This is a genomic window from Streptomyces sp. NPDC043427 (assembly GCF_056436655.1).
Map to the genome: position 1 here is coordinate 1 of NZ_JBWKCC010000060.1, position 12,291 is coordinate 12,291.

Consider the following 12,291-nt stretch of genomic DNA (forward strand, 5'->3'; position numbering starts at 1 on the left):
GGGCCTTGACGCGACGCCGGCGAAGGTCGAGGGGCTGCGGTCGAAAGCCCGGCGCCTGGCGGAGCGCGGGTGGCTCCTCTTGGAGGAGTCGGGGGTGTCACGACCAGCCAGAGGTGAGGCCTGCGTCGACGACTTGAGAGCCTCTGGCCTGCGGGATCTCGACTAGGGCCGGACGACTCTCTGAAACGTCTGACCTGCTGCTTCTCTGATTCGAGGTCCTCTGACCTGGCACGCCGCAACTTGATCCGGACACACATCAACTGCTCTCGGACGCGGTATGAAGCAGCGACCGAGAAGGCTTTCGGGGTCCTGGGCGGTATGCCGGTGGGCGGGCGAGAGCCTGTGGCCCCGCCCGACTGCCGGTGGGTGCGAGGGCTTCCCACTTGGCCTTGCTTGCGGCGATGATCGGCTGAGCATGCCGATGGCCGTAAGCGCGGCGGCCCGACGCCTGGGAGATCGTTTCAGTGCGAGACCTGCCTGCCCCGAGCTCGACGGGTGTCCGTATTGCTGGTGACCGCTATCAGTGGCTGGCTGCGTGGCAGGGGTGTGTCGCCGCTGTCCGGGATGCGGCGCTGCGTGCGTCCAACCCGGTGGTGGCGGTGGGCGTCGAGGTCGACGACGCGGGGAACTTGGACGATGTCGTCTTGTACCGGCAGGTGCCGCCGCACACCTACATGCAGGTCAAGTACGCCGCGGACAGCTCTACCCCGGTCAACGGTGACTACCTGCTCAAGCTCAGCGATCGCGGCGGCCCGTCGATCCTGCGGAAGATGGTGCAAGCCTGGGAGAAGCTCACCGAGGGCGGCACTCCGGTCGATCTCGCGTTGCTGAGCAACCGGTCCCCGGATGCGGAAGACCCGCTGATCTCGTTGAGGGACTCCCGCACTCAGCTTCTGGTTCCGAAGGCGGCGCAGCAGGGCCCGGGCTCCAAGAAGGGTCAGGCACGCAGGCGTTGGGCCGACGGTGCCGGGCTGAGTGAGGACAGGCTGCTGGACTTGCTGAAGGTGCTGCGCTTCGACCTGGCACGAGACGTGATGCACCTGCATGAGCACTTGCAGATGCTGATGTTCGCCGCAGGGCTGCGGTTCAGCGAGGAGGCCATGCACTCCGGCGCGGACTGGGTGGCCCGTCAAGCCGCCGACGGGCAGCGCCGCCTGTCCCTGGCGGATATCAGGGAGGCGATCCGGGCCCTGGGCCTGGAAGCCGGCTCATCGCGTCCGGTGCTGTCCATCGCCACCCTGAAGCCGGATCCCATGGCGGAGGACGCCGATTACGCATTGGACTGGGTGGATCGCTTCGAGGGAGCCTCACCGTATGTGAAGCGGCGTCCGCTGGCCCCGGCCACCTGGGCGCAGTTGCAGGCGGACATTGAGGCCGCGCCGTACCGGATGCCGCCGGGCACCACCACGGTCGCTGTCACCGGCAGCCTGCGTCTGGCACCCGCTTTCGTGGTCGGTGCCGCCTTCCGCATGGTGGCCGGCTCCGACCTTGCCGTGGCTCAGCGTGAACAGCTGTGGTCATCCACCGCAGCGTACGACTCTCCGCTGACGCCAGCCGTCGATGAGCACACCCTTGACCTTGGAACGGATCTCGCCGTGGCCGTCGCGGTCGCCACGGACCCCACGCAGGACGTGCTGGACTTTTTGCGCGAGCATCGGGTGCCCGTCTCCCGGCTGCTGGTCTTGCGCCCGCCCGGAGGGGCGAAGGACAACTCCATCCCGGATGCCGCGACGGCCAGCGCGTTGGCCGTCGGTATCCGGGACCTGCTGCGCCGTGCCTGCCGCGCACATCCCGCGATCCACCTCTTCCAGGCCGGCCCCATGGGCCTGGCCCTGCTGCTGGGCAACCGGTGGAACCGGCTGCGCCCCACCACCGTGTACGAGGACGTCAACGCACAGCAGGTGTATGAGAAGGCCTTCGTCATCGACGCATGAGGGCTCGCTAAGCCCCTACGGTCCCGCCGCCGGAGGCGTCGTGGTGCCGCGTGCCAAGCGCATGTCATGGTGGAGCCGGGCGAGGCGGTCGCGGGCCGTGAGCCAGCCCAGCGCGACGGCGACCGGCAGCGGGCCGTGGAAGAACAACAGCCCCTCCACCGCAGCGGGCCCGCCCAGACGCTGAGCCCGCTCCCCGGGCTGTCCCTTCGGGGTATGCCCGCCGGCGATGCGAGGAGTGTGTCTTCCCTGGCCGGCTGTCTCGTCCCCCTGCCGTTAGCCGAGGTTTGCATCGGTCCTGGGCCCGGCCCGGCGGGTCCTCGATGCGAGGCAGCAGCTCAGACGGTCCCTCTCACCTGCATCAAGCACGCGGCTCCGATGCGGATGGCCGCTGCCGTAAATGATCAACTAGTCCTGGTGCAGGAGGTTTGTCAGTGGTGGGTCTTACTGTGGTGAACGAGCAGCCATAGATGCCTGTTTGTGGCCGCCGCGCCCCAGCCCGGGGTCGGCGGCCGCGGCGTGCACCCGGGCTGGACGACGCGCCCGAGGAGGCACACCGCATGGGGATCGACGACGCATTCGACGCGTTCCAGAAGACCGTCAACGAAGACATAGACAAAACCAGACTGGCCCGCGAGCGCAGGGACCTGTTCAAAACCGCGCTGTTGAGCGAGCCGGACGTCGTGGAGACGTTCGGCTCGGGTTCTCTGAGCCGCAGCACGCAGCTCAAGCCCATCCACGACGTCGATGTCGTGATCGTCTACGACCCCGACGAGCACCCCGAGTGGGGGAACGACGGCCCGAGCGCCCAGGACGCTCTCGAGCACGTCCGCACCCAGGTCAACCGGCTGCTGAGCCAGACCAACGGCACCCACGCCAACGAGGTCCGGCACACTCTCGTGCGCAATCACGCAGTCAAGTGCTTCCTGGACGACCCCGAGGACCCGGAGGCCTTCACCGTCGACGTCATGGCCGCCCTGCGCCAGGAGGACGGCTCGCTGCTCATCCCCGAAAAGCTGAACACCCGGTGGGTGCCGGCCAACCCGGAATACCTCATCGGCCAAGTCGCCGATCACCAGCGGGACTGGCCGCACTTCCGGCCTCTGGTCAGGGTCCTCAAACAGTGGCGGCTCACCGCCCCGGTCCAGGGAGGCATCAAGTCTCTCGTCATGGAGGTCCTCGCCCTCAACTGCATGCCCAGGTCCGGCAACCGCTCCCAGGCACTGAAGACGTTCTTCACCGCCGCCGCGGTCCGCGTCCACGAGGGCGTGTGGGACCCGGCGGGGCTGTGTGGTCAGATCCAGCCGGACCTGGACCATGCAGGTCTGTCCGATGCCTTCGCCGACGCAGCAGACCTCGCGGAGCGGGCCTGCGTTGCTGCTGCCGAGGGAGACACCGACAACGCGCTGCGGCTGTGGCAGAAGATCTTCGGCGACGACTTCCCGGCCCCTGCCGCTCCGGCCAAGCCAGCCTCACTGATCACCGGGACACCCGCGCTCATCACTCCGCGGCCCATCAAGGACGCACCTCAGGGATGACGACCGCACACACGCCCAACGGCCGCACGCACCACACCTGGTGGACGTGCGAACCGCGCCGACTGCACCGTGACCATGCGGAGATCACCGCTCAGTTCCCCGGCCTCGTCTGGAACGAGGCCGGAGCAGGGAGTTGGGAGGGCAGGCTGCCCCGCTGGCCTTTCGAGAGGCCCGAGCCCGAGCATCTCACCGCCTGGATCGGCGAGGAAGGGCTCCTTGTGCGTCTGGAGTACAGCCAGGCCTACCCCATGGTGGCGCCCCGGCTCGTTCCCGTGGATCCACTGCCCGAACCGTTTGAATGGACCCAGCACCGCTGGCACGTCAACGGCGACGCCAGCCTGTGCCTTCTGCGGGACGACGTATGGACGGGCCGCGAGTCGGTTGTCGATCTGTTGCTGAAGGCCGCCGGCTGGCGGATCGAGTACGCGTTGATGAAACACCAGACGATCGAGCAGATGACCGGCAGCGGCATCGTCACCGACGATCGCCTCGACCACTTCCTGGCCCAGCCCCCGTCACCCGAGGACACCACTGACCACCCTGAGCTGGACACCGGCGGACAGGACGGTCCCTCGTGCTGATCCTCATCCCACAGGACGCCGCGACCACACTCCGCGCCTCGGGCGCGTGGGGCCGACTGTCGTTGCGTATCAGCCATCCGGACGACCTAGCGGTGGTGAGCGGCATCTCCGAGGGCGGCGGCTCCATCATCTCGGTCGACCCGCCGCCCCCTGCCCCTCGCCTGCTCGCTGGCTGCGACTCCCGTCCTACCGGCTACTGGTACCAGGCCAACAGTGAACTGCACGCGCTCTGGTACCTCCTGCGGGCACGGCGGGGCACATCCATGAAGCTGGACGCGTTCAAGGACGCGGTGCCCAGCGGTTTCAAGACGCCGGGCGACGGCGGCTATGTGGCCATCACCCACGCCCCCGGCGTGAAGGACGCCTTCCCCGAAAGCGGTCTGCCCGACCTCGTCGCCTGGCACGTCACCCGCGCGGGCTTCCAGCCCATCGAGGCGTCGGCTGAGCCCGAAACCACCGGGATTCGGCAACTCGGCGGTCACTGGCCCGTAAAGGAACTGCAGAACACCCGCATCATGCTGGTCGGAGCGGGGAGCATCGGCTCGGCCACCGCCCACGCTCTGGCCGGCTACGGCGTCGGCCATCTCACCCTCGTCGACCCCGACCGCCTCGACTGGCACAACCTCGTCCGGCACACCAGCGCCCGCCGACACATCGGCCGACACAAAGTCACCGCCCTCGCCGAGGAACTCGCCGCACTGCGCCCCGACACCACCGTCAGCGCTCTGGCCCTCGACGTCATCGAGCACGCCGACCACATCCGGGCCCTCCTCGCGGACACCCACCTCGTCGTATGCACGGCAGACGGAGTAGCCCCGCGCCGCGTCACCGGCCACTTGGCCCGCCGCGCCGGCCTCACCGCAGTGTTCGCGTGCGTCCCGCAGGACGGCGCCCTCGGCGAAATCCTGCGACTGCGCCCCTGGCCCCAGCACGGCTGCCTCACCTGCAGACGCCGGACCCTCGCCGAGGCAGGCGGCCTCGACCCCGAGCCCGCCCTGGACGCCGGGTACGGCACCGGCACCCGCCACCGGCCGATGACCGCCGTCGGCTCCGACCTGCATCTGGTGGCCCAGCTTGCAGCCAAAACCGCCGTCGCCACCGTCCTCCAACGTGCCGGACACCCCGACCAGCGACTGCCGGGAGAGCATGCCCTGCTCGGCCTGCGTCGCCAACCCGACTGGGCCCCACCCTTCGACCTCGGCCACACCGCCGAGCTGCGCTGGCTTCCCGCCACACCACCGAGATCCGGCTGCCCCACCTGCGAAGCCCCATGACCCAGCAGCCCGTCACCGCCGTGCACCTCACCGCCCCGGCCACACGAATCGTCACCACCGAACTGCGCACGGCCGACCACACCACGGAGACCGGAGGCATCCTGCTGGGCCACCACACCCACGACATCGTCACCGTCCACCACGCCGGAACCCCCGGACCTGCCGCCGTGCGCACCCCTACCTACTTCCTCCGCGACCTGGCACACGCCCAGGCACTGGCCGACGAGGCATTCACGAGTGACGGCAGCGTCTGGGTCGGCGAATGGCACACCCACCCCGCCAGCCGCCCCATCCCCAGCGCTCGCGACGCCGCCACCTACAGGAAACTTCTCAACGATCCGGAACTGGGCTTCCACAGCGTCATTGCGGTGATCTTCGCTCCCCGGGCAGGCCGTTGGGAGGGCGCAGCCTGGGCATGCCGCCTCGGCCGCATCGAGCCGGTGCAACTGCAGCTCTTCCGCTCTGTCGGATGAGACGCCGAAAGAAGCTCGGGTGCTCAGAACGGGGGCGCCAGAGCACGTCACCGTTCACCGGTGGCTGGCCAGCCGCACCGTAGAGCTCTCAGGCGACGGCTGCCTCTGCGGCAGGGCTCTCACCATCGGCATCCCGGCCGTCGGGCGGCGCCACGGATGCGGGGCCGCCGAACGCCCCGATGGTTCGACGCCGAAGCAACAGGCTGCCCGCAGCAGCCGGGCCGGTCGTGCACGCTGCACAGGACGGCGCGCCTTACCGGCGCGGTGTCAGTCGTCGTCGGGGTCATTGCGGCCGACGAACATGTCGTCGAGGGCTTCTTTGGTGATGGCTTCGGTCTCGTCTTCGATGGCTTGCTGGGCGGTCTGGCAGATGAGCTGGTCGAGGGTGTCCATATAGCCGCCGGTGCGCTCGTGGAGTTCTTCCTCGAGGTCCAGGAGCGAGCCGGGCTCGTGGCCGTAGAGCCGGAGGTTGGAGTCGTAGGCCCGCAGCACGGTGCGCCATCCCTCCTCCTGCCCCGCGTGGAAGGGGATGGGGTTGATCCGTATGACAGGCAGGCTGCTGCGGAACTGCTCGGAGGTGCGGGGCCGTTCGGTGCGGCGGCGGTTGTCCAGGCCCTCGTTGACGATGTCGGTGGCGCCGCGACCGCTGTAGATGACCGAGAGGCGCAGGCGGGCCTGGAGGCAGTCGAAGTAGTCGAAGGCACCGGCCAGGTCGCTGTCGTGGATGCGGTCGATTCCGTCGATGAGGAGCAGGGAGGTACGGCTTTCGCGCATGGCGTGGATGACCGGTTCGGTCATGTCGGTGCTGCGGTAGGTCCGCTTGTCGATGTTGACGGTGTGGTCCATGCCGAAGAAGTCCGCGAGCGGCAGGGACCAGTCCATGTTGCTTTCATGGCGCGGAGGGACGTTGATGTAGACGACGGGGGTCCACTCGCTGTCCGGCCTGCGCTCGGTTTCAAGTAGTCCCTGGTAGGCGCGTCCGATCTGGAGCAGCAGCGTGGTCTTGCCGGCACATCCATCGATGATCATGCTCATGCGTTTTCCGGTGGGGCGGAATCGGTTGGTACGCAGGGTGCGCCGCGCGTCCTTCAGCCCCTGGGTCACATCGGGGGTGGAGACGGGGATCATCTCTCCGTGGTAGATCATCCGCGGGTCGGTGTCGGTGACCTTCGTGGCTTTGGGGGCGCAGTCCTGCAAGTCCGGCGGCTCGAGTTTGCGGTGCACGAAGTCCATGAACCCCTCCCGCACTGTGAGCAGTTCGGGATCCAGCGGCGACCACCGTGCAGCGAGAGCTGCGGGGGCGGCTGGTTTCGGGGCGGTGCGCGCAGCGTCCATCACGTCTCCTGCGGGTCTTGGCTGGGTGGGGGCGGGTCCTGATGGGGCCGCGGCGCAGGCCGCTCGGACGGATCCGCTGCCAGTTCCCGGAAGATGTCGCCGGCTGATCCGCCCAGGCTGTGCGCTCCCGCCGGAGCGGGACGGCGCCGCGGGGGCCGGGGCCGGCCCGGCGACGTCGGCGGGGCGGCGGGTTCGGGCACAGCGGCCGGCAGCGCGGCACGGCGGCCCGGGAAGAGGTCCTTGGCATCGACGTTGAGGGACGGTGCGGGCGTCACGCTGCCGGGTTCGGCCCGGGTGATCCCTGCATACGGGTTGGCCGGTGTTTCGGCGATCTCCAGGGGCTGCGGAACGAACGCGGCCACCGGCTTGACGGAGGTGGAGGTGGGGGAGGGGCCGCGCCGTGCGCGGGCCAGGAGATCGTCCACGGCCCGGGCGATTTCTTCCTCGCCGCCTTCCCGGCCGACGAGGCCGGCGACGAGGTCGGCGGCCTTCTCCCACAGGTACTGGGTCCACGAGTCGCGGATCAGGTGCTGGCACTTGAAATCGAAGGGCACCCACGGACTGCGGGCGGGGTCCTTTTCGACCGTGTGGTCGTACAGCCACACCCGGCTGGGCTCGTAGGGGTTGTAGTAGACCGGCCAGCGCCGGCCCTGTCCCTTGATGCCGGTGTGCCGGTTCTTGAACTCCCGGATGCGATGGCTGACATACGTACGGTTGCCGATCTTGATGCCGTCGCGGGTCACGGTCCGCTTCGCCTGGAGGAGCAGCTTGCGGCTCTCATCCGGTGTGACCGGCCGCGGCACGGCGCCTTCCACGGCGACCGCCGCCGCATACATCTGGTTCGGGGTGAGGACCAGAGAAGGAAGGAAGGGGGAGCGCAGTCCTTCGTGCGGCCGCCGCTGCCATTCGGTGACCACCCACTCGTGCCACAAATCCTGCAGCTCGTTCAGCGTCCACAACCGCTCCTTGTCGACGTCGTCGCCGCGCGTGGCCAGGCTGTTGCCGGTGTAGCCGGCGACGAACTGGGAGAACATGCTCTTGACCGAGGCGTTGGTGCGTTCGATGACCGCCTTGTCGGTGGGGGTGCGCTCCCGGGCGGACTCCACCTCGATGCCCAGCATGCTGCACACGTCCTTGAAGTGCCGGGCCTTGAAGATCTTGGCGTTGTCGACGACCACCGTCTTCGGGCGGATCACCGGCCGCGCCGCGGCACCGGCCATCCGCGGATCGCCGGCCAGCATCTTGGCGTAGGGCGGGTCCGAGTTGGCGGCCAGCGCCTGCGGCGACCAGCCGGGGCGCGCCGCGAGCGGCGCCATCGCCTGACCCAGCAGCAGCGCGGCATCCAGCGACTTGGTGCCGCGGCCGCCGCGGCGCCGGCTGCCCGGCCCCTTCTTCCGGCCCGAAGCCTTGGGAACGATCATCCCGGCGATGAAGCTGCGGCTCAGAACGTCCAAGGCATAGGTCAACTCCACTGCCACGGGACGCCCGTCGTCGCCGAGCGCCAGGACGTCCAGCCCGGTGCCGTCGATCTCCACGCGCTCGCCCAGCAACGACACCGGCGCCGGATGGTAGGGAGGCTCGGGCGGGGCGGTGGCATCACTGCCCCGCCCGGGCGCCGCCTTCAGCGACTCCGCCGAGATCCCCAGCCGCTTGAGCAGGTCGTAGAAGGTGGTACGGGCCGGCATCAGGTCGCGGTACTCATCCGGATGCGCGCGTCGCAGCGTCGCGCGCACCCGTTTGTACAGCCGGGAGAAGGTGCCCGCCGACGCGCCGCGCTGGGCTTTGTCCTCCTGCTGGATCAGCGCCACCACCCGCTCGTCGACGTTGCCGTGGACGGTGCTCGTGCGCAGCCACCGCTTGTCGACCAGACCGAGCAGCCCGTGTGCTTCGTAGGCCAGGCATTTGCGCTGCACGGTAGCGACCGACCCGGTCAGGCCGGCCGCCTTCAGCTCGGCCGCCTTCAGGGCGTAGCGGGCGGTGCGGGTGGTGGTCGCCAGATCGTAGCCGCGCCGCGCAGTGAAGGCGCCGTCCCGGGCGCCGACAGGGCGGCCGGTCAGCACCTCCCGGACGTGCTCCTCCCAGCGGCGCACGTCCTTCAGCTGTTCTTCATCCAGCCGCTCCAGTACGGACAGGTCCGGCACCGCTCCCGGCTCCTGCGCCATCCCGTCGGCCTTCAACACTGCGAAGTCCGGGGCGGATACAAGGACGCAGACCACCACCAGCGCGTCCTGGCCGCCGTCGTCCATCGCCGCCAGGTGCACGGTGGAACCCTGCAAGGCGCCCACCAGATAGCGGCCTGTCTTCCATTGGACCGTCATTCCCGGCCGGAGCGTCCCGGCCGGAGCGTCCCGGCCGGCGCGTCCGGGGCGTCGACCGGCAGGGAAAGGACGGCGCTCATGCTGCCGCTCCGGCCGCCCACACCAGGCTGTCGGGGGTCAGGGGCTCATCCCAGTGCGTCGTCAGGTCCTGCGTCCACAGCAAGTTCCAGCTGCTGGCACGGCCCTGTCCCGGAGGAAGATCCACCGCGTCGGCGCCCCTGCTCAGCGGCAGAGGGCGGGCGAATGCCTCCAGCAGGACGGCCCTGGCGCTGGCGTCGGCGAACTCGTCGTGACGGAACTGCGAGACGATGTACACATTGCGGCGCAGCTGGCCGCCCGGGGCGCGGGCGACATCCACCTGCCATCCCGCCTGCGCGGCGGCTGCCTGGGCCACCGACCATTCCTGATCGTCCGGCTCCCTCCCGTCGGGGGAGTGCAGATAGATGATCTGCTGCCCCTCGACGGTGCGTGCCATGAACGCCGGGTTCACCACCCCCGCACGCTCACCCTCGCGCCATTCGACCTGCAGCGACGGTGCAGCCAGGTAGACGATGCACGGATCGCGGTCGAGGAACATGGCCGCATACGCGTGTTCCCGGGACCGGCAGCTGACGTCCTTCTTTGTGGTGGACGACCACCATTGGCGCACCTTCGACTTCCGTCCCCGGTAGGCGCGCTGCTCGTGCAGCACCGGCCATTCCTCCACCGGAAGTCCGCGCAGCGCCCGTGGAGTGCCGAGGCGCTCGCGGCCCATGTCGTCGCGGTAGCGCACCTGTAAGTCCACGAGCTGCTCCCCTCGTGCCGCGCCGTGCCGTGCTGCGCGGCAGATGTCCACCAGGCTCCGGGCCTCCTGCGGCCTCGTGGGACACAGCCGCAGTGGTTCACCCGAAAGGATGCAGATGCCCTTGCTTCCTTGACGGCGTTTGCCTGCTGCTGGATAGCCGCTGGGCGCTGATCAGGCAATGCCACAGCAGGCGTACGCGGCGCGGACGACTACAGAAACAGCCGGTCCATCGAGTTGGGCATGCGCACCCACGGCAAGCATGTCAGTTCCTCCACCGGCGCCAAAGGGGAGGGCAGGGCATGACCTGTCGCCCTTCGGACGTCGACGCTTGCGGGCACTTCCCCGCTGGAAAGCTGCGGAATGCCCCGCTGCAGAGGCCGGTGCTGACGGTGCCAGACGGTCAGTGGCTCGATAAACCGGTAGCCGTGCCGGTGCGTTGTCCGCGGCAGCCAGTCCTGGTACTCGGTGCTGCGCAGTACGCCGTTCAGGCGGCGCACCTCGAGCCAGGCCAGGTCCCGGGTCAGCAGCGAAAGCCGGCTGAACTGCGCCAGGGGCCGCACCCGCTGCTCGCCCAGCTGCGCCGCAAGGACACCCCACTGCTTCGTCTGCGCGGGGTCCTCTAGATACCCGGAGCGCACGAGGATGGAACAGGCGTCCGCGAACACCCACCGTCCGGCAGGGCCCAGGCGTTTGCGCACCCGGTTCAGGCGCTGCTGCGCGCGCACGACCTCCGCGAGCTCGCTCAGATCGACGTAGGGGGGGTCGGTGCTGCGGGAGTTGTCCGTCCAGCGCTGGTGGCGCAGGCACACCTGCCAAGGGTCGGGAAGGATCAGCCAGGCGGGCGAGCGGGTGCCGCGGCGCGCCGCACACAGGGAGCAGGCCTGCACGATGTAGCCGGCCCGCGCGTCCCAGGGCCATTCCCAGTCGTCCTTGGCGTTCTTGGGCATGAGGAATTCGTCGCGCAGCCCGATCAGACGCTCCTGCATCTCGGCGACGGTGTGGCCGGCCAGGGTGGCCAGCCGCTCGCGCGCATAGCGGCTGACATACATCTCGGTGTACTGGGGATCGACGGGCACCGGGCCGGTGCCCATGCTCCGCAGCACCTCTTCCGTAGGGCGGTTGTTACGGGCAGCCAGCCGCGTCACGTACGAGCCGGTGGACTCGCCCTGCAGAAACCGCAGCCGCAGATGCATCCGGCGCCGCCCGAGCCATTGGTCCCGCTTCTCCACCACGACGGCGCTCCTTCCGGGATGTCCGGCCGCGGCTTCATCTAACTGCCGCCGCCCCGGCAGGCAGCCCAGGCTCACGAAACGGTCCCACCTGGCCTACACCCGGTCCCAGAGGCGACCCCTTACGCACACGCGAAGAAAACAAAGAGCAGCTTCGATCAGCGTCGGCCGGACCTTGCAGGAAAGCTGCCAGGCTCTCCACTGCAAAAAGGCTGGTGAAGGTGCCCTGCGGGCACGGAGTTCCGCGGCAAGGGAGTCAGCGCGTCACATGTCCGGCCGTGTTCAGCTGCGCCCCCACCAAAGAGAAGCCGTCGCTGCGGGAGTGGACGCCCTGAGCGGCACGCGACACGCGGCCGCGACCATCATTGCCGCCTGCGGCACCGGCAAGACCCTCATCGGCAAGCGCGTCGCCGAGCACTTCGCTGCGCGGGGCCCCGTCCTCGTCCTCGTCCCGACTCTTGAACTCCTGACCCAGACCGCGGCCCGCTGGCTGGCCGACGGCGGCTTCGACCAGCTCATCGGCGTGTGCTCACTGCCCGGCGTTCACGACCGCAGCCTGCGCGGCCGTCTGCTGCTCACCGCAGACGCCCGGGTCCTGGCCCGCCGCGTCTCCGAGGGAGGACGCATCGCCGTCTTCGCCACCTACGCCTCCCTGCCCACCATCGCCGAGGCCCACCGCGGCGAACGCCTGCCGCCCTGGGCCTTCGCCCTGGCCGACGAAGCCCACCGCACCTGTCGTGGTTCGTTCTTTCTGATCGGTGGCCGGAGAGTTGAGCTGGGCTGATCAGTTGGCTGGTTGGGTCCGGCGGTGTGGTGGGTGCTGGCGAG

At 69.3% G+C, this 12,291-nt stretch carries 11 protein-coding genes; 6 read left to right on the top strand and 5 right to left on the bottom strand.

What is annotated here, in order from left to right; all coding sequences use genetic code 11:
- The first annotated feature begins 464 nt into the window (after positions 1–464).
- Complete coding sequence (locus AC067M_RS45510; protein WP_478702875.1) at positions 465–1,934, top strand: SAVED domain-containing protein; 1,470 nt, start codon at positions 465–467, stop codon at positions 1,932–1,934.
- A 15-nt stretch (positions 1,935–1,949) separates the two neighbouring features.
- Here the strand turns inward: AC067M_RS45510 and AC067M_RS45515 are convergent, their stop codons facing one another.
- Positions 1,950–2,081, bottom strand: coding sequence for a hypothetical protein (locus tag AC067M_RS45515; RefSeq protein WP_361017950.1), 132 nt, complete (start codon positions 2,079–2,081; stop codon positions 1,950–1,952).
- A 410-nt stretch (positions 2,082–2,491) separates the two neighbouring features.
- On the opposite strand from AC067M_RS45515, the gene AC067M_RS45520 reads away from it, so the two are divergent.
- From AC067M_RS45520 to AC067M_RS45535, 4 genes are read left to right on the top strand one after another with little or no spacing between them, the layout of a single operon-like run.
- The gene (locus AC067M_RS45520) at positions 2,492–3,469 is read left to right on the top strand and encodes an SMODS domain-containing nucleotidyltransferase (RefSeq protein ID WP_391718208.1); all 978 of its coding nucleotides are present in this window, start codon (positions 2,492–2,494) and stop codon (positions 3,467–3,469) included.
- Positions 3,466–4,050 carry a ubiquitin-conjugating enzyme family protein gene (locus AC067M_RS45525; RefSeq protein WP_361017946.1) on the top strand — a complete coding sequence of 195 codons (585 nt, stop codon included), beginning with the start codon at positions 3,466–3,468 and terminating at the stop codon, positions 4,048–4,050. The genes AC067M_RS45520 and AC067M_RS45525 overlap by 4 nt, the downstream gene beginning before the upstream one ends.
- Positions 4,044–5,324, top strand: a complete 1,281-nt coding sequence (locus tag AC067M_RS45530) for a HesA/MoeB/ThiF family protein (RefSeq protein WP_478702876.1) — start codon at positions 4,044–4,046, stop codon at positions 5,322–5,324. The genes AC067M_RS45525 and AC067M_RS45530 overlap by 7 nt, the downstream gene beginning before the upstream one ends.
- Positions 5,321–5,797, top strand: coding sequence for a Mov34/MPN/PAD-1 family protein (locus tag AC067M_RS45535; protein ID WP_478702877.1), 477 nt, complete (start codon positions 5,321–5,323; stop codon positions 5,795–5,797). Before AC067M_RS45530 ends, AC067M_RS45535 begins: the two co-directional genes overlap by 4 nt.
- Positions 5,798–6,064: 267 nt before the next feature.
- On the opposite strand, the gene AC067M_RS45540 is transcribed toward AC067M_RS45535, so the two are convergent.
- The 4 genes from AC067M_RS45540 to AC067M_RS45555 all read right to left on the bottom strand — a co-directional run bounded on the left by AC067M_RS45540 (position 6,065) and on the right by AC067M_RS45555 (position 11,466).
- Positions 6,065–7,132, bottom strand: coding sequence for an ATP-binding protein (locus AC067M_RS45540; protein ID WP_478702878.1), 1,068 nt, complete (start codon positions 7,130–7,132; stop codon positions 6,065–6,067).
- Positions 7,132–9,450, bottom strand: coding sequence for a Mu transposase C-terminal domain-containing protein (locus AC067M_RS45545; RefSeq protein ID WP_478702879.1), 2,319 nt, complete (start codon positions 9,448–9,450; stop codon positions 7,132–7,134). Before AC067M_RS45545 ends, AC067M_RS45540 begins: the two co-directional genes overlap by 1 nt.
- 76 nt (positions 9,451–9,526) lie before the next feature.
- On the bottom strand, positions 9,527–10,234 hold the full coding sequence (locus AC067M_RS45550; protein ID WP_478702880.1) for a hypothetical protein: 708 nt from the start codon (positions 10,232–10,234) through the stop codon (positions 9,527–9,529).
- Positions 10,235–10,443: 209 nt separating this feature from the next.
- Entirely contained in the window at positions 10,444–11,466 is a 1,023-nt protein-coding gene (locus tag AC067M_RS45555; protein WP_478702881.1) for a TniQ family protein, read from the bottom strand.
- A 265-nt stretch (positions 11,467–11,731) separates the two neighbouring features.
- Here AC067M_RS45555 and AC067M_RS45560 point away from each other — a divergent pair, with 265 nt between their 5' ends.
- Complete coding sequence (locus AC067M_RS45560) at positions 11,732–12,247, top strand: DEAD/DEAH box helicase family protein (RefSeq protein WP_478702882.1); 516 nt, start codon at positions 11,732–11,734, stop codon at positions 12,245–12,247.
- Positions 12,248–12,291 lie beyond the last annotated feature (44 nt).